This is a genomic window from Ancylothrix sp. D3o (genome assembly GCF_025370775.1).
In the GTDB taxonomy this organism is placed as follows: Bacteria; Cyanobacteriota; Cyanobacteriia; order Cyanobacteriales; family Oscillatoriaceae; genus Ancylothrix.
In genome coordinates, this window is record NZ_JAMXEX010000001.1 from 458,674 (window position 1) to 476,815 (window position 18,142).

Sequence of the window (18,142 nt, forward strand, 5' to 3'; positions counted from 1 at the left end):
ATTGTATATTTACTTATTTTGATTGAAATAACCATGCCGAACCCAATCACTCAAGCTCAACCTCCATTAACTTATATCCCACCACGCCTAAACCCTCTTGTATTAAACTTTTGTCAACAAGGATTACCTTTGTGGTTAAAATTTAAAACAAATATCAAAGAAATTGATGCCACAAATGTAGAACGTCTTGCCGAACTTTACCATCAATTCCAAGAAGGAAAAATTCGTTTTTTACTCGCTTTTCGTCATCCAAATACAGATGACCCCTATTGTTTAGGATATTTAGTTTGGCACTTGATGCCACAAATTGCTAAACAAAAAGGTATCCCCCTACAATACCCTGCCCATTTTCATTTTATGTATGACCGAGGAATTCCGCTTTGGGCTGGAGATAAAGTCGGTTGGTTGTATTCTCGCTTAGGCGGAACTCCCATCATGCGAGGCAAAATTGACCGGGTTGGTTTACGCGCCGCCAGAGAATTATTTACCGATGGAAAATTGCCCCTCGCTGCTGCACCAGAAGGTGCTACAAACGGTCACAATGAAATTATTAGTCCGCTGGAGCCAGGGATCTCACAGCTTGCATTTTGGTGTGCAGAAGATATTTTTAAAGCCGGTAGAAATGAACAAGTTTTGCTGGTGCCGGTGGGCATTCAATATCATTATCTTGAGGAGCCTTGGAGCGCGCTCGAAAATTTGTTAACTCAATTAGAGGAAGATTGCGGTTTACCCGCTCTAAAAGGCAACATTTACCATCAAAAAAACATTGATTCTACCATTCATATTGACAGTTCTCTTTATAGGCGCTTAATCCGTTTGGGAGGGCATTTATTGGCAATGATGGAGGAATTTTATACAAGTTTTTATCATCAAAGTTTGCCTAAAACAGATGAAAAGCAAGATTTAAACTCTCGACTTTCAGCACTTTTAGATGTGGCATTAAAAGTTGCCGAAGAGTATTTTAATCTGCAACCCAAAGGCAGCGTAATTGACCGTTGCCGGCGTTTAGAGCAAGCAGGATGGGATCGAATTTATCGGGAAGATATTAAAGATATTGAGGCCATTTCTCCCCTAGAAAGAGGTCTTGCTGACCGCATTGCCGAAGAAGCAAGTTTAAGAATGTGGCACATGAGATTAGTTGAAAGTTTTGTCGCCGTGACAGGCCGGTATGTGCAAGAAAAACAAACCGTAGAACGCTTTGCCGAAACAACTTTATTGATATCTGATGTTATCACAAGAATTAAAGGCGGTAATCCTTTTGGCCGGCCAAAATTAGGCGCTCAAAAAGTACAAATAACCATCGGCGAACCGCTTTCCGTAACAGATCGTTGGGGAGAATATACCAGTAGTCGCAGGTCTGCTGTGGCCGGTTTAACCAAAGACTTACAAACCGCCTTAGAAAACATGATTTTTTAGATTATAGATCGGTTATAAAAAAACCCGGTTTCTGTTAAAAGCCGGGTTTTAAAAAGCTCTCAAACATAATCAGGTATTAACCCAACCACCCATCTTGTCCATAAGTAACCCACTGCAAAATTAAAGCCACCGCTGACACTAAAATCATCCACAACAAACCGGCATATTTTTTACTACCGGGAATGCAGCGATATAAATAACCCAGCGCCAGAAAAAAGAACGGAACCCCAAACACAAACCGGCCCAAACTAAACAAGCGATCTTGCGTAAAAAACACAATCCCGCAATGTACAACACAAAAATAAACAGAAAACAAGAACAAATAATTTTCCCGCAAACTATCCGTAAAACCCGAAAGACGTAAAGGCTTTAATTCACTTACCTTTTGAAACTTCAACCGCAGAAAATTAACCAGATAACCCACAACAAAAGCCGGTGGATAAACAAGCAAAACATTCCAACCCCAAAACTGCGGAATAAAAACAACCGGCCTTTTATCTTTCCCCTGAAAATAAACAAAAACCAACCCCAAAACCAACACCATCACCGGAAAATATAACCCCAACAAATCAAACAATAAAGACTTAGGAGTTAACAACAACTCTAAATGCAGCCCCAAACTTTTACCCCAAAGCTTTTGATCTTGAAACGGTGCCAAAAAATCCCCCCGTGTATTTAAACAAAAACTGCCATAAACCGAATAACCCAAAAAAGAACCAAGCCAAATAGCAATTGTTTCATAAACTTTATCTAACTTCAACTTGCCAAAAAACCAAAACATCAACAAAGCCGCACCCGAAGCAAAAAGCATTTGCACCAAAACCGGCCTCGTTAAAGCCATTAAAAACGTAATCCCAAACAACCCCCCCAACTTCAATTTCAAATTATCACTCAAACAAACCCAAATAAAAACCGCACTCAACACCGTAAATAAACTTTCCGTATAACCATTTACCCGAAAAATCGCCATTGGATTAAGCGTAAAAGCCAACAATAAAAGAAACGCTAAATACCTGCGATTTAAAGCCTTTTCAAAAAGCCAAAACAAAAAAGGCGTAGACACAAAAAACAACCCAGTCCCCACCACCGACGCATAAAACGCAGCCCCCTCTAAACTCTGCGGATTAAACAAAAACCTCAAAACAGCCGGCCACAGTGGATAAAACGCATTACAGCGCAAATTTAACGCCAAAGAAGCATAATGCTCCACATCCCAATAGTAACTTTTATCCGGCAACTGCGGCGGCGGAACCCGAATTAACTGCACCGGCGAAAAAAACTTAAAAAAAGCCTGCGGTTCAATCAACATCCCCACCACAGCACAGCCAAAAAACGCCCCCAAAATAACCAAAGGCAAGCTAACATTTTTAATAACCTTCATAAACTAAGGTGGGCTATCCCCACCGGCCTCAACCCTTCACCACTTTACCATTATCCGTATGAAACCCCTAACATTTTCCCTCTTAATCCTCAGCTTTCTGCTAATTTCCTGTTCCGCCAACCCCCAAACCTCCCAGCCGAATTTAACCCCCCCAACCATCCAAACAAATAACCAAGAAAACTGGCAAGAATATGTAAATCAACGCTTTGGATTTAGCATCAAATTTCCCAAAAGCTGGCCAAGAAATAGCGGCACACCCGACGGAAACGGCATCTTTTTATATGCCAATGACCCCAACATAGATATCCGCGCCTACGGTTCCGTTTCCAACCCCTTCACAGAACCCTACGGCGGACAATTTAATGACCCCAATTTAAAACGCCAATTAATAACCCTTGATAATGGCAAAAAAGCCACCCTAATTAATGGCAAAGAAGCCGGCCAAATCTTATATTTTCTCGTCTTAGAAGAAAACGGAATTTTCTATCAATTAGAAGCTCGCGTCACAGAACAATTCTTCAAAGAAAATGAGAAAACTTTATTAAAAGTCGCAAAAAGTCTTAATATATTGCAAAGATCGCAATAAGGAAACCCACAAGTGAAAGCAATAACCCTCCTCGGTTCCACCGGCTCCATCGGCACCCAAACCCTCGACATCGTAGCCTCCCACCCCGACAAATTCCGCATCGTCGGACTAGCAGCCGGTCGCAACATCACCCTCCTCGCCCAACAAATTCGCCAATTTCGCCCTCAAATAGTTGCTATTTCTGACGAAAATCAACTTAGTGAACTCAAAGCCGCCATTGCAGACCTCGAACAGCAGCCAATTTTATTAGCCGGTGAGGAAGGAGTTGTAGAAGTTGCCCGCTATGGCGACGCCGAAGCCGTTGTCACCGGCATAGTAGGAGTTGCCGGGTTATTGCCAACAATTGCCGCAATAAAAGCCGGTAAAGATATCGCTTTAGCTAATAAAGAAACCTTAATTGCCGCCGGGCCGGTAGTCAATCCCTTAATCGAAAAACACGGCGTAAAATTACTGCCAGCAGACTCAGAACACTCCGCAATATTTCAATGTTTACAAGGCGTTCCTAGCGGTGGATTACGGCGAATCATTCTAACAGCATCCGGCGGCGCATTTCGAGACTTGCCGGTAGAAAAACTAAGCCAAGTAAAAGTAGCAGACGCCCTCAAACATCCTAACTGGTCAATGGGCAAAAAAATAACCATAGATTCTGCCACCTTAATGAACAAAGGCTTAGAAGTAATAGAAGCACATTATCTCTTTGGATTAGATTACGACAACATCGATATTGTCATCCATCCCCAAAGCATAATTCACTCCTTAATCGAACTTCAAGACACCTCAGTTTTAGCCCAATTAGGCTGGCCAGATATGCGATTACCCTTACTTTATGCAATGTCTTGGCCAGAGCGAATTTACACAGAATGGGAACAATTAGATTTAGTCAAAGCCGGTAATTTAACCTTCCGAGAACCCGATCACAACAAATATCCCTGTATGCAATTAGCCTACGCAGCCGGTCGGGCCGGTGGTTCCATGCCAGCCGTATTAAACGCCGCCAACGAGCAAGCCGTAGCCCTATTTTTAGAAGAAAAAATCGAATTTTTAGACATTCCCCGCCTCATCGAATATACCTGCGAAAAACACAAAAACGATAACTGCGCCACCCCTTCCTTAGATGACATAATCGCCTTTGATAACTGGGCAAGAACAGTAGTATTAGAAGCCGCCCAAACCCCTGCTAATAGCTTAAAGCAGGAACAGCCAGTAATTGCCCTGCGTTAAAAATGCAAAATTTGCCCGGTTTCACTTTGAAATCGGGTTTCTCAAAAACCTCAGCCCCTCAAACACCGGCAGCCACAAATCATACCAAATCCAATTTAAAAATTAAGTACAGCCCAACTGCTGCGAACGTCTCTACATCTGCATTCATCTGCGTTAATCTGCGTTAATCTGCGGTTCAAAAAAAGCCGGCACACTTACCGGAATCATCCCCCATAAAAATGAATATAATTAAGAAAAAACCAACCCCAAAAACCTTTTTTCCCAACAAATAGAAGATCCCACCATGACACTCGAACTCATCACCATCATTGCCGCCCTTATCGTCTCCTGGCTGGTTTTCACCGCCTTAGTTTCCCTACTCAAAACCACCCTCAAAACAGCCTTTACCGTTGCCCTCATCGTCCTCATCTTACAACTCGGATTTGGAATTGGCCCCCAACAACTTTGGCAGCACATCATCCAACTACCCCAAACACTTTTAGACCAATTCCAACCGGGGTAAAACGCCTGTACAAATTAACTAGAGGCCGGTTTACATAAACTTTTATCCTCCAACTAAAAGCCTTCATAAACCGGCCCCCAGCAAAAGAAAATTCCCCTATTCCCCCTCATCAACCCCCTAACTCAACAATCGCATCAAAGCATCCTTAACAGCCGGCGGTAAAGAGCGCATAATCTTACCCTTTTCCCGGTCAACCGGCACCAAAGTCACCCGCCCCGTCAAATAAAGCTCACCACCATCCGGCGACAGAATCTCATAATCCCAATTCAGACGCACCCCCGACATATTTTCCATCCGCGCCTTCACCACAACCGTCATCCCCATCCGAACAGCCCGATGGTAGCGCACCGAAAGATCCACCACCGGCAAATCACAACCCAACGCCACCAAATCAGCAAACTCAATTCCCAGAGAACGCAAGCACTCCACCCGCGCCTCCTCCATCCAACTGATATAACTCCCGTGCCAAACATTCCCACTGTAATCAGTATGATGCGGCTGAACCCGCACCGGATAATCAAACCAGCCACTACTAGAAGCCATCAGCGTCTGACGTTCAATTGCCCCAGCCGGTGGCAGTTGTCCTTGACTTGAAGAATTTTCTCTCATGTTACAAATCGTTGAAAAACGCTAAAAATCTACAAAATTGGAGAAGTGTCTCTGTTTTATTCTTAAATAAAAAGACGTACTAATAGATTCATCTTAATTAGTCTACAAAATTGCCCCTATAACGCTCATCCCGTTTGTCTCGCGTCGCGCAAGGGATGGCCATTCACAACAATACTCAAAGTCAACAGGAGAAAAAACAATGATACAGAAAATATTGGTCGCCGTCGCCGGTCGAGGGCTATGTGAAGAAATGCTCAAAATGTTAATGGAAATCCCCTCCATTCAAAAAGCATCCGTCACCGTCCTCCACGTCGTCCCCTCCCAAGTCACCGCCGACGCAATGGCCAGCAAACTCGAAGAAGGCGGCAAAATACTTGCCGAAGCCATCGCCTCCCTCAAACTCGATCCCTCCCAAGTCACCGCACGCCTCAAACAAGGCGACCCCAAAACCACCGTCTGCGAAATAGCAGACGAAATCAACGCCGACCTGATCATCATGGGTTCACGCGGATTAGGCCGGCTGCAATCAATCCTGGAAAACTCCGTCAGCCAATACGTCTTTCAGCTAACCTCACGCCCCATGCTGCTCGTTAAAGACGATACCTACGTCAAACGCATTAACCGCATCATGGTAGCCATCGACAACTCAGAATCAGCCAAACAGTCCCTCAACTTGGCCCTTTCCTTACTGAGAGAAATCAAAGGTAGCGAAATCATCCTTGCTCACGTCAACCCCCCCGACCCTAAAGCCACCGCCGAGTCCGACCCAGCCCTAAGCGCCGCCGCCGCCGAAGCCAAAAAATATGGCATTAAGTACCGGTGTATCACAGCCGCAGGCAAAGCCGGTGAAGAAATCTGTCGCATTGCCGAAGAAGCCAACGCCGACCTCCTGTTGCTCGGTTCCCCAGACCGGCGCCCCTCCATCGCCAAAAGTTTCGTCGATCTCGACCGGCTCCTCGGCAACTCCCTCTCTGACTATGTTCGCGTCTACGCCACTTGTCCCGTCTTGTTAGCCCGTTAACTTCGTAGCCCCTTACAAAGGCTTCGAGAAAGGCTCTTAAAAAAAGCCAGCATCCCCTACCCGAATTGGCAACGCCTAAAACATCATAAGTTTTTAATTTAGGCGTCCCCCCAACCTACAAAAAAAGCACCCTCTCAAAACAGGGTGCCTTTTATTTGTCGTGGCCGGTTGCCAACAACTGCTAGGAATTTTTGTTCTCGCGGCTAGCAGTTTGGATATACAGAATCAACAGGAAAACTGTTGGAACAAAAACAAAAAGGATACTTGCAACAAAGCCTAGATCGTTAACTTGCATTTAAACCCAGCCTCTCTGTAAAACTCAAAATTACGCGATTTCTAGGATATCACGGCTTGGTTTTCACAATTACCGGCCCATTTACCACAGTTTGACAAGCCAGCCGGTAATTTTGCGGTTTTTTCTTCAGCTTTCGATCTTCAAAATCCGTGCGGGGCGACAGATTTTCCATTCCTTCCACAATTTCCACAATACAAGTCCCACACTGCCCATAGCCCCCGCAGTTCATCATCTTTCCCGTCAGTGTATAGATATCAACCCCATTTTCAATGGCTTTGATCCGCAAATTCGCCCCATTAGCGACCACAACTTCCCGATTTTCTTTCACAAATTTGATAGTCATTCCCCTAACCCTCTTTTCTCTACGTTAAATTGCACTCTCTCGTCAAAGCCGGCACCATCCCACCTCAAAAAACCCTCAGTAGGATAGCCACCATCCAGCTTTTATAGTTTCTTTTCTGCCTTTCTTTAATTCCATTTTATTACGAAATGTTAATTTTTTTTTACAAAACCTACTACAAAAAATAGCCTTGCACAACCCCAATGTAGGGGTAGTGCCCCTGTGCCTACCCCCGATCACACACCAACCACAGCCACCGTTTGCCCCTACAGTTTCATTCGGAAAATGAGCAACGCCCAAAAAATAGCCGCCGTTAAGAGCCGCTAAACAGCATTTCACCTTGTAAAAACTACAGATACAGCCTTAAAACCGATAACTATACCAGCTTTTTTTACCGTTAAATATAAAATCTCAAAAATTCTCAGTAAACCAGGCTGAGTCTCCCAACCAGCCGACCTAACACAACAAAAAACTCAACAATCATTTTTGAAGAAACACCAACGCATCCAACTTTACCAAAAAATTGGGTCTAAAGCCCCGTCCTTCTAGGACGGCTTTAATTTCCACTTATTGCAAATAATTGTTAAATATACGTATTTTGTAACTAAAAGCTTTCGCAAAAGTGATAACATTTTGTCATGATAGTTCTAGAGTTTAAGTTGAAAGGCAAAGCCGAGCAATATCGGGTCATCGACGAGATGATCAGAACAGCTCAATTTGTCCGAAACAAAACTCTTAGATATTGGATAGACAATCAAGGAGTTAAGCTAATTGATCTGTACAAACAATGCGCCATTATGGCAAAAGAGTTTGAATGGGCAGGCAAGCTTAACTCAATGGCACGTCAGGCTTCTGCCGAACGTGCCATTTTTGCTATCCAACGTTTTTTTGCTAATTGCAAAGCAAAAACACCAGGCAAAAAAGGCTACCCAAAGTTTAAGAAAAATACTCGCTCTGTCGAATACAAAACATCAGGATGGCTACTTTCTGCCGACAAAAGATGTTTGACATTTAAGGACGGCTTTGCTGCTGGGAAGTTCAAATTAGTCGGTAGTCGGGATTTGCATTTCTATGCACCAGATGAGATTAAGCGAATCAGAGTTGTGCGTCGTGCCGACGGATACTACGCACAACTTTGCATCAATGTGGAGCGAAAAGAGGAACTTATTACGACTGGTAAAGCTATTGGAATAGACGTGGGATTGAACCATTTCTATACCGATAGCGATGGTGAAACAGTCGCGAACCCTCGCCACCTCCGAAAAAGTGAAAAAGCTTTGAAGAGATTGCAAAAGCGAGTTTCTCGAAAGAAGAAAGGCTCTGGCAATCGAAAAAAAGCGATCAACAAGTTAGGAAGAAAGCACCTGAAGGTTAGTCGGCAGCGTAAAGACTTCGCCATAAAGACGGCGTTGTGCGCGGTAAAATCTAGCGATTTTGTAGCTTACGAAGACCTTCAAGTACGGAATATGGTCAAAAACCATAAACTTGCTAAGTCGATTAGCGATGCAGCGTGGTCACAATTTGCTCAATGGTTAGAGTATTTTGCAAATGTGTACGGCAAAACAGTAATTGCTGTTCCACCTCAATACACCTCGCAAGATTGTTCAAGTTGTGGCAATACTGTCTTGAAAACGCTATCAACCAGAACCCATATTTGCGATTGCGGTGCGACGTTAGATCGTGACTACAACGCAGCTCGCAATATTTTGGTTAAAGGGTTGAAGCAAGCAGGAATTAATTTGAATTTAAATACGGTGGGGCACACCGAAATCAACGCTTGGGGACAGACCGATCTCTACTCTTTGATGGCAGCATCAACGAGCAAATCGACTGATTGATCCAAGAATCCCCGCGCCTTCAAGGCCGGGGAGTGTCAACCTATTCCCCACAGTCTGAGGACGGTTAGGTTCAGAATAGACAATAGAATGCAGCAAAAAAGTGATCAGGGCAGCTTGTAAAAGTTTTTTTAACATAAATCAACTCGTCTAAATTGCAGAGTTTATCTGTTCATAAAGTCAATTTACAGCAGACCCACAAACTACCCCTTAGCCAACTGTGTCACTTTTTAAATTGACAGCCAACGATACCAACATCCTTGACAAAGCTTAAAATCACCGGCACTTAAACTAATGCCCGCACATTTGATATCATCATAGCCACACTTTTACACACCCACCCCAAGCAGCAATAAACCTCTAAAAATTTAACTTATTTTATCTTTGGCTAAACTGTATATATTTCTTCCTAACTCAACTCACCCCACCCTTATTAAACCAATCCTCAAAAGCACCGCAATAGCGCGACAAACAGCACCATTTAATCTCAACTCAGCAGCCCATTAACTAAAATCCAAAAAACCCTCCATCACCCCTAAACCTCTCACACCAGAAACCTTACCAGCCATCATTGGAATTCCCGTAGAGGCTTGGCCCAATCTCGAAGAAACCCTAATTTCCTGAACCCTACAGTGGCGAGGTAGCCTTGTCTCCTCCAACTCATTAGACAAAACCACCACCCCAGAGGACACCGGCAAATTTTGAAATTCAGTATAACTTTTCATCGTCTTACCCTTCTCGAAAAAAACTATCTCATCTAATCACAGACATTGCCTAACCAACAAATTAAAGCTTAAAAAACTCCAGAACTTCTTTTAAGTTTTAACTATATAGAACATAACCTTTTTAAATAGATCAAACTCTCTATCCGAAGAATGGCATTTTTATAAACTTGAAAAGTAGCCATTAACACAAAAAAAGATTAAGCCGCCACCCTCTTCTTTTGCTCACCTCAAGCTGAAAACACTTTTTCAAAGATACTGTAGCCGCCGGTTGCCCCACTGCCATCAGCAAGCAATCAGCCGTTCAAAAACCCCGTAATTTCAAGCACCACAAGCCCCTGTCAAGAAAACCCACGCCATAGCAGTCAGTCACACTCAACAGCACATCCGAAAAACCCGAAACTCATTTTCAGCACTATTTTTTTGTCGTCAAAGACAATGTTTTAAACTTTTTACGCTACTCCACCAGCCAAAAACATCCCTCATAAGGTTAATTTTCTGAAAAAAATAGTTGGGTATCCTACTTTAGAGTGTTGCAAATAGGGGAGAAAATGTTGAACGCTGACATATTTGCTCAAAAGATAGAGACATTGCATTGGAACCTAGCAGAACTTTACAGGACAGCAGGCGACAGAAACCAGCCGCAAACCGAACTCTTGCCCGGATTCTTCACCCAATTAGGCATCGCCTCAGAAGCCTTACAACTAGCAGCCAGACAACTCCAGCTTCAAAATGAAAAACTAGCCTCAATCCAAAAACAACTCGAAGCCGAACGCCAACGATATCAACAGCTATTTGAATCTTCACCCGACGGTTATTTACTCACCGACCTAGAAGCCACAATTTTAGAAGCCAACGCCTCAGCAGCAGCCCTTTTAAAAACCCCCGAAAAAAGCCTCAAAGGTCTTCACCTGCAAGCCTTTATCCTCTACCAAGAACGCCAGTTATTTGCCGCACAACTGCCCCCCCTACAAGCAGCAAAAAAAGTCTGGAGGCAGTGGCGTCTGCAACAACAAACAGGCGATATCCTTGAAGTCGCCATCATGGTTGCACCCCTAAACAATTCAGCCGGTCAACCCACCGCCCTACTATGGCTTCTGCGAGATGTCAGCCAACCCAGCCATCCGCAGATTAGCCCCCCAACAAATTCCGCCAATCTCTACGACAACCGATCAACCGTCGTCTATTCAAAAAATGAAATTATCCCCCTCAACCCCCAAGGAATTTACATCGTTATTCAAGGACTCGTTAAACTCACCACCCTTTCCGAAAATGGCGAAGATGTCCTAGTCGGATTTGCCAGCCCCAAAATGCCCTTTGGGTCAGGATTAACCGCCCTCCAAATCTACCAAGCAACCGCCATGTCAAACGTCGTTCAATTAATCTCTTTATCTTGGGCAGAAATCTCAGAATCCCCTCAACTAGCCCAAGCAATTTTGCCCCAAATTAACCAGCGCCTTCAACAAACCGAATTACTACTAGGAATGTTTGGACAGCGACGAGTCAAAGAACGTTTATGTCACCTTCTGCTGCTTTTAAAACAACAAATAGGCGAGCCGGTTTCTAACGGAACCTGCCTCAACGTTCGCCTCACCCACGAAGATTTAGCACAAGCTTGCTGCACCACACGAGTCACTATCACCCGAATACTCAATCAGCTTCAGCAAGAAGGCCAAATCACTTTTGATTACAAACATCATCTAGTTTTAAAAAATGATTCCTTTTAATTTTTTCCCACCCTTAAAAAATACCTCCCACCTAAAAAATATTAACTAAACTTTTATGTATCCTACTAAATACCAGCCGCCCTAGCCAAAAATACCCCGTCCATTTTTGCCAAACTCCTCAACAGTTTTTTCCGACAACTCATGCACCGCCATTGCCTGCAACACCCCCAACGGCAACGTCAAACAATCCGCCCCCGCCTTAAGCGTTTCCACCGCTTCTAACGGTGATTTCACACTAGCCGCCAAAATCTTTGTCTGGCTTCCCGCCAGCACACTTGCCATATCCCGAACCAAAGCCACCCCATCCCCTAATAATTTTGTAGCCCGATTTACATACGCAATCGCATATTTTGCCCCCGCTTCCATTGCTACCACAGCCTGCGCCGCACTGTAAATCGCCGTTACCGAACAAGCAATATTAGGCGACAAATACGCCACCACTTCAAACCCTACAGGCGTTGCCGGCACCTTTAAAACTGTCTGACTTCCTATCAACTCAAAAGCCGCCTTTCCTTCAGCCACCATCCCATCAAAATCAGAAGCCGTAAGCTGATAATACAATTCCCCTGAAATAATTTCCTTCAATTGCTGCAAAGTTTCAGTCGGGGAAAGTTCACTTTTTGCCAACAGCGTCGGATTTGTCGTAATTCCTTTCACCCACCCAAACTTACTAGCTATCTTTGCCTCAGAAATAATTGCCGAATCTAAATAAAGAGTCATTAGTCATTTCTCCTTTGTCAATAGTCATTTGTCTTTTTTAAGGGAGGATTTTGGTTAATTTCTCCCAATAAATTTAAGGTGAGAAAGGTTTTAACAAAAAAATAACCTCTACAAAAAAGTCGGTTTGGGTTTGATAAGATGAACTTCCAACAAAGCGTTAATTACCGCCAAAAATTCCCGCGTTGAATAGCGTAACATCGAATCATTACGAAAAATTCCCCAATCGGGAGTGCCGAAACCTAGCGCCTCCACTCCCAGACTCCGGCAAGTATAAACAGCCCTCGGTAAATGATAACGCTGCGTAATCAAAATTGCCCGCTTGACTCCAAAAACCGCACCTGCGCGATAACAACTTTCGTAGGTACTAAATCCGGCATAATCAAGTTGAATATTCTCTGCCGGCACCCCCTGCGCCTCCGCATAAAGCTGCATTGCCCGAACTTCGTTATAATCGTCGCTACTATTATCACCAGTCATTAACAGCTTTTTCACCTTTCCCTGATGATATAAATCCACCCCCGCCTGTACCCGTTGCGCCAACATAGGGCTAGGTGTACCATCTTCCCAAACCCCCGCCCCAAAAATAATTGCCACCTCTTCAACCGGCACCGATGCTATGTTTGTAAAACGCCACTTGGCTGTTATTGCCATCACATAAACATTCAACAAAATTAAACTACTCGCCGCCCCTACACCCAACAAACCAAAACCCAAACGCCAATCAATTACCGACTTTAACAACATAACTCCTCAACTCTTAAGCTCAGTTCCTTCTTTATTTCTAAACAAAAATCCACCCTTCCTACAACCTCAAAAAATCCACCCCCCCTTTCCCCATTCGTAGCGCTAAAAATTCCCAAAAGCATCTGGGTACAAGGAAGCGCTTAAAAAAGCTCAACCCAACCATAGCTTACAATTCAACGCCTCTCTCCACACCGGCAACAGACAAACCCACCGCCTCAGAAATATGAGTTAAATTATTTTCCGCCAACTTTTCTAACAACCCCTCCAAAATCTGGCGCACCATCCAAGGGCCCTGATAAACCAAGCCCGTGTACACTTGAAGTATAGATGCACCGGCAGTAATTTTTTCCCAAGCATCAACAGCCGTAAACACCCCACCACAACCAATAATTTTCATTTTTCCCCCTGTCGTCCGGTAAATATACTCAATCACCTCCGTAGAACGCCGGCGCAACGGAGCACCACTGATTCCCCCAGCTTCATCCTTGACAGATTTACCGGTTTGTGATATAATATCGGTCTGTAAATTCTCGCGGCTCACCGTTGTATTCGTCGCAATAATGCCAGAAAGTTGATAAGATTTCGCCACATCAATTACCTGACAAATAGCCTCCCATTCCAAATCAGGAGCAATTTTCACTAAAATAGGTTTAATTCCCTGATTTTCGCCTTGCAAAGCATCAAAAATTCGAGCAAGCTGACCAGCATCTTGTAAACTACGCAATCCGGGCGTATTAGGAGAAGAAACGTTAACTACAAAATAATCACCTAAATCTTTAAGAAGACGAAAACTGCCCAGATAATCTTGTGGAGCTTCCTCTAAAGCAGTGATTTTAGATTTACCAAGATTAATCCCAATCGGGATAATAGGAAAAGCACAACCAGAACTAGCAAGCTGTTGACGTTGAGATAAACGTGCCGCCATCTCAGCCGCACCCTGATTATTAAAGCCCATGCGGTTAAGAATAGCCTCATCTTCCGGTAAACGAAACAATCGAGGCTGAGGATTTCCGGGCTGAGGATGAAGAGTGCAACTGCCAAGCTCAGCAAAACCAAAACCAAAACTTCCCCAAACACCGGCAGCAACACCATCTTTATCAAACCCAGCCGCCAAACCCACCGGATTAGGAAAACTTAACCCCCATAAATCTTGATGTAAACGCTGATCGTCAAGACAACAACTGTGAGCAAACTGAGATTGAATCCAACGAGCCGGCGGGCGCTGATTATGCCGGCCAAGCCAACTCAAGAATTCTATCGTCTGATGGTGTATCCATTCAGGATCAACCTTGACACCGTAAAACAAAATAGGAGCAATGCCTTGACGGTAAATATCCATAGTCTTACCCAAAGAAATAACAACCCAAAACAAAATCCTACTAAAAACTCAACTTATGCCCGCATTCGCATTTAGAAAATAATAAACCAAATCGCTCAGTATCCTGATTGGTGCTGCGTGCCTATTGTAGACTCGAAATATACTTTTAAGATAATTATTCGTGGCCGTTAAAGAGTGTAGCCGGAACAGTGGGGAGGAGTGGCCATAGGTTTTCAGACTTTATAGATAATTCCTCAATAAAGGCCACTTGTCACTTACTCAAACCCCCCGTCCTAGCTCATGTTTGGCTAATCTAAAACTGTACTTGTCTTGAGTCTAAACTTGTATCCTTCTGTCCCCGGACTGGTGAAGAGAAAAAAAAAATGGGTCAGGAAAAAATACCGACATCTTACGAAAAACAACTCGTTGCCCTGGGGAGAACCCTCCAAATCTTACGGGAAGAGGAGAACGTTGAAGTCCTCATCGAAACCACCCTGCAATACCTAGAAGCAGAATTTGATTACAAACTGCTATGGATTGGCCTTTATGATCGAGTTGAACATAAACTTAAAGGCATTGGAGGGCGCAGCCCCAACAACGAAAACCCGGCACTTAAACAGCGATTTATTCTCACCCCAGGCGATCTGCTAGAACAAGTCGTTATTCAACAAAGACCAGTCGGAGTCCCCGATTTACGAGAAGAACAGCGGGCCGGTGAATGGCGAAAAATTGCCCAAAAATGTAATATCCAAGGCACTTTAATTTTTCCCATGCGCTACAAAGACCGGTGTTTTGGCATAGCCGTTTTAGGGTCAACATTGTGGGGAGTCTCACCCCGCGCCGACGAAAAAGCACGATTGTCAATCATACTCGGCGGTTTAGCAGCAGCACTTTACCAAATAGAAACAGACTGGCAACGCCAGCAGCAAAAAAACCCCCAATCTTTATACAATTTACTAGCCAAATTGCGAGGATGCAGAACCCTCGACGCGTCATTAGAAGCAGTAGTCGAACAAACCCATAAATTTATCAGCCCCAACCGCACAAACATTTATTGGTATTACCCAGAAAGACGTTACTTTTGGCGACGGGTAGGAAACTACCAAAAAACGCCTTCCTTTGGAGACTTCACGCAACCGGCCTCTGGGGTTATGGTGTCGGATCTAGGAAGCTTTTATCAAGCGTTACTTTGCGACCAATTGGTGGCAATTGGCGAAGCTCATTCCTCCCTCAAAGCTGATGTTACCCTTCGCCTCATGCAGCAGATCCGAGCACGGTCATTATTAGCGGCACCGATCATCTTTCAAAATGAACTGCTGGGATTTTTAGCAGTCGAAGGCAATGACCCCCGCATCTGGCAAGAAGAAGAAAAAAACTACGTTCGAGCCGCTGCACAACTGCTGTCGTTAATCGCCCCGCTCTCGACAATGGAAACTACCATCGAGCAAGTCAAACTCGATTCAGCCCTTAGTGCCGGTATTACCCACGCCATTTACACAGACTCGGAATGGAAACAAACCCTCCAAACCGCGAGCGAGCAACTGTTAGGCCGGTTAAAAGCCGACCGCTTTCTTGTCCTCAACTACAACCAAGAAAACCATCAATTTGACATTATCTATCAAAGCCACCCCCCGAACCGCCGGCCCATCAATTCACCCTTAGCCACCCCAGGCGAAGTGGACACCAAAATGCTCCAAGATAGTCCCGAAGCCATCGCTATAGAAAATTGGAACGAAGACTTAAAACTGATGGCATGGCGACCGGCCTTTTTTGATTTAGGAGCGCGTTCGTTGTTGATATGCAGTACCTCCCCAGGCCACCTCTTAGAAGGTTTGGTGATGGTTTGCTGTGATACCGCCCGCTCATGGAGCTATCGAGAACGAGAACTTGTCGGACTCGTCAGCCGGCAAATTAGCTTAATTTCCCACCAATGGGAACTGCAAGACAACAGCGACAAGCAAAGACAACTCTTTTCAACGCTCCTGAGCGCTGTTGGCAACCTTCAACAATCAACCTTCAGCGCCGCGCAACTCGAGCGTACCTGCTTGCAACAAGTCGCGGAAATCATGTCTGTGCCCTTAGCTGCCTTAGTTACCTGGTGGCCTGGTCAAACTACTGGCCGCATCATCGCCCCAACCGTGCGAAATGCCCAGTTTGCCGTTAAAAATGATCTTGCCGTGCCGGTGCAAACCGATGCCTTAGTACAGTGGGCCTTGCTACAAACTACCCCCGAACCCCTGTTCGTACAAGCTGTGGATTTGCCCCTAGAAACAAGAGCCTGGCTATGCGGCCCCAGCATCAGCCAGATATTAGTGATGGCTCTGCGAACATCCCCAGGCGACAGCACAACCGAAAGCCATCAACCCACCGGCATTTTATTGGTCGCCGATGGCCCTGAGCGGCGGTGGTCGCCCGATACAATTAAACTCATGGTGGTATTAGTCAAACAATTAGCCTGGTCGCGGCGCGAAATCATGCTCACCGCCACACTAGTCGAAACCAAAGAAAACTTAGAATGCCTCAATTGGTACAAACACCGGCACCTGGAAGATTTTTATCGAAACTTTTACTCAGGACTCAAAAAACTCAACGAACTTGCCGAACATCAAGGCACCTTTGGCAACCTCCAGGTCATGCGCTTACAGCAGATTTTGCGACAGCTAAACGCCAACATTCAGTCTATGCGCCCCCTCATCAAACGCGAACAGTGGGAGATGAGCTCATCACAAGAAACGATCACGGCAGCCACTTTGTTGCGTCGTTCTTTAGAGCGCCTCGAAGGCATTATCCAAGGACGCCAACTCTGGACTCAAGTACATAGTGAAGGGCATTTAACGATCAGCGGCGACTTAATGAAAATTGAGTGGGTTTTCTATGAGGTATTGCTGGCCGCAGCGCGCCGCTCACCCCAAGGGGGTCGTATTGATATTTGGTGCCGGCAGTCCCATGAAAATGGGGCTGATTTATCCGTGACCGATAGTGGCATCATTTCACCGGCTTTACTGGCCGATTTACAGGCTCTCCGGTCTGCCGATTTACTGGCTCCCTCTCCTTTGGACGAGCCACCCGGACTGCATTTAGCCATTTGCCGGCGCATTATCTTGCAACTCGGCGGCGAGTTAAATTTCTTTCAGCTTGAGGACGGTCGCATCACTAGCCAGCTTATTTTGCCTCTTTCTTCCACTCAATTTACCACCTCGTGACGATTGTATAGCTGCCATTGGCTCCTATCTTTAATGCAATTACTGCTTTAGGGTCATTGCGCCGGCTCATTGTTGTCTTTTAAGTGAGCAGAAATCACTTCCCGTATCCAGTCTCCCACTGATATCCCCCTTTCCTCGGCAATCCGACGTACTGTTGCGTCAACGCTAATTGGCAGGCGCACCGCTACCGGCTTTTTCGCTAAACGTTCGGCATTTGGCGAGGTAAAACAACCGCCTGAACGCGGTGCCTCCAGCACCCGTTGAAACCCTTTATTTGGTCTTCTGCGCATAACCTTCTCTTTAGTAAACAACTGCTTTTTATTTTACTGACGTGGACAAGGAGCCGCCTATCAGAAATCCTGCTCAAAAATTTCTTCTAAGCATTTACTATTTCTTTATTAACTCCCTCTCACAAATTTACTCAAAAAACCAATGAAACTTAGCTTTAGTAAATATAAAAAAAATCCCTCCTTAACTACAAGAGCAAGTGAAGGAAACAAAA

The 18,142-nt window shown here is 44.7% G+C and carries 17 protein-coding genes; 8 read left to right on the plus strand and 9 right to left on the minus strand.

Going from position 1 to position 18,142, the window contains the following annotated elements:
• Nucleotides 1-33: 33 nt before the first annotated feature.
• A complete protein-coding gene (locus NG798_RS01995; RefSeq protein WP_261220120.1) occupies nt 34-1,416 on the plus strand; it encodes a 1-acyl-sn-glycerol-3-phosphate acyltransferase in 1,383 nt (460 codons plus the stop codon).
• Between the two features lie 76 nt (nt 1,417-1,492).
• Here the strand turns inward: NG798_RS01995 and NG798_RS02000 are convergent, their stop codons facing one another.
• Nucleotides 1,493-2,797 (minus strand): hypothetical protein, encoded by a 1,305-nt coding sequence (locus tag NG798_RS02000; RefSeq protein ID WP_261220121.1) that lies wholly within the window; start codon nt 2,795-2,797, stop codon nt 1,493-1,495.
• 58 nt (nt 2,798-2,855) lie between these two features.
• On the opposite strand from NG798_RS02000, the gene NG798_RS02005 reads away from it, so the two are divergent.
• The 3 genes from NG798_RS02005 to NG798_RS02015 all read left to right on the plus strand — a co-directional run bounded on the left by NG798_RS02005 (nt 2,856) and on the right by NG798_RS02015 (nt 5,106).
• Nucleotides 2,856-3,383: a hypothetical protein gene (locus NG798_RS02005; RefSeq protein ID WP_261220122.1), complete on the plus strand. Its 528-nt coding sequence runs from the start codon at nt 2,856-2,858 to the stop codon at nt 3,381-3,383.
• Nucleotides 3,384-3,395: 12 nt separating this feature from the next.
• Nucleotides 3,396-4,604 carry a 1-deoxy-D-xylulose-5-phosphate reductoisomerase gene (gene dxr / locus NG798_RS02010; protein WP_261220123.1) on the plus strand — a complete coding sequence of 403 codons (1,209 nt, stop codon included), beginning with the start codon at nt 3,396-3,398 and terminating at the stop codon, nt 4,602-4,604.
• 283 nt (nt 4,605-4,887) lie between these two features.
• Entirely contained in the window at nt 4,888-5,106 is a 219-nt protein-coding gene (locus tag NG798_RS02015; protein WP_261220124.1) for a hypothetical protein, read from the plus strand.
• A gap of 117 nt (nt 5,107-5,223) precedes the next feature.
• On the opposite strand, the gene NG798_RS02020 is transcribed toward NG798_RS02015, so the two are convergent.
• Nucleotides 5,224-5,715 carry a thioesterase family protein gene (locus NG798_RS02020; protein ID WP_261220125.1) on the minus strand — a complete coding sequence of 164 codons (492 nt, stop codon included), beginning with the start codon at nt 5,713-5,715 and terminating at the stop codon, nt 5,224-5,226.
• 199 nt (nt 5,716-5,914) lie between these two features.
• Here NG798_RS02020 and NG798_RS02025 point away from each other — a divergent pair, with 199 nt between their 5' ends.
• On the plus strand, nt 5,915-6,736 hold the full coding sequence (locus tag NG798_RS02025) for a universal stress protein (protein WP_261220126.1): 822 nt from the start codon (nt 5,915-5,917) through the stop codon (nt 6,734-6,736).
• A gap of 181 nt (nt 6,737-6,917) precedes the next feature.
• On the opposite strand, the gene psbM is transcribed toward NG798_RS02025, so the two are convergent.
• Together psbM and NG798_RS02035 are read right to left on the minus strand one after the other, a co-directional pair.
• Entirely contained in the window at nt 6,918-7,031 is a 114-nt protein-coding gene (psbM, locus tag NG798_RS02030) for a photosystem II reaction center protein PsbM (protein ID WP_261220127.1), read from the minus strand.
• 49 nt (nt 7,032-7,080) lie between these two features.
• Nucleotides 7,081-7,374, minus strand: coding sequence for a (2Fe-2S)-binding protein (locus NG798_RS02035; RefSeq protein ID WP_261220128.1), 294 nt, complete (start codon nt 7,372-7,374; stop codon nt 7,081-7,083).
• A 635-nt stretch (nt 7,375-8,009) separates the two neighbouring features.
• Here NG798_RS02035 and NG798_RS02040 point away from each other — a divergent pair.
• Nucleotides 8,010-9,209, plus strand: a complete 1,200-nt coding sequence (locus NG798_RS02040; RefSeq protein ID WP_261220129.1) for a transposase — start codon at nt 8,010-8,012, stop codon at nt 9,207-9,209.
• 500 nt (nt 9,210-9,709) lie between these two features.
• Here the strand turns inward: NG798_RS02040 and NG798_RS02045 are convergent, their stop codons facing one another.
• A complete protein-coding gene (locus tag NG798_RS02045; RefSeq protein ID WP_261220130.1) occupies nt 9,710-9,931 on the minus strand; it encodes a hypothetical protein in 222 nt (73 codons plus the stop codon).
• 548 nt (nt 9,932-10,479) lie between these two features.
• On the opposite strand from NG798_RS02045, the gene NG798_RS02050 reads away from it, so the two are divergent.
• Complete coding sequence (locus NG798_RS02050; RefSeq protein WP_261220131.1) at nt 10,480-11,655, plus strand: helix-turn-helix domain-containing protein; 1,176 nt, start codon at nt 10,480-10,482, stop codon at nt 11,653-11,655.
• Between the two features lie 81 nt (nt 11,656-11,736).
• On the opposite strand, the gene NG798_RS02055 is transcribed toward NG798_RS02050, so the two are convergent.
• The 3 genes from NG798_RS02055 to NG798_RS02065 all read right to left on the minus strand — a co-directional run bounded on the left by NG798_RS02055 (nt 11,737) and on the right by NG798_RS02065 (nt 14,458).
• Nucleotides 11,737-12,375: a transaldolase family protein gene (locus tag NG798_RS02055; RefSeq protein WP_261220132.1), complete on the minus strand. Its 639-nt coding sequence runs from the start codon at nt 12,373-12,375 to the stop codon at nt 11,737-11,739.
• Between the two features lie 108 nt (nt 12,376-12,483).
• Complete coding sequence (locus NG798_RS02060; protein WP_261220133.1) at nt 12,484-13,119, minus strand: vancomycin high temperature exclusion protein; 636 nt, start codon at nt 13,117-13,119, stop codon at nt 12,484-12,486.
• A 166-nt stretch (nt 13,120-13,285) separates the two neighbouring features.
• On the minus strand, nt 13,286-14,458 hold the full coding sequence (locus NG798_RS02065; RefSeq protein ID WP_261220134.1) for a quinone-dependent dihydroorotate dehydrogenase: 1,173 nt from the start codon (nt 14,456-14,458) through the stop codon (nt 13,286-13,288).
• A gap of 362 nt (nt 14,459-14,820) precedes the next feature.
• Between NG798_RS02065 and NG798_RS02070 the strand changes: the two genes are divergently transcribed.
• Nucleotides 14,821-17,640 carry a GAF domain-containing protein gene (locus tag NG798_RS02070; protein ID WP_261220135.1) on the plus strand — a complete coding sequence of 940 codons (2,820 nt, stop codon included), beginning with the start codon at nt 14,821-14,823 and terminating at the stop codon, nt 17,638-17,640.
• 53 nt (nt 17,641-17,693) lie between these two features.
• Here NG798_RS02070 and NG798_RS02075 read toward each other — a convergent pair whose 3' ends face one another.
• A complete protein-coding gene (locus NG798_RS02075) occupies nt 17,694-17,930 on the minus strand; it encodes a hypothetical protein (protein WP_261220136.1) in 237 nt (78 codons plus the stop codon).
• Between the last annotated feature and the right edge of the window lie 212 nt (nt 17,931-18,142).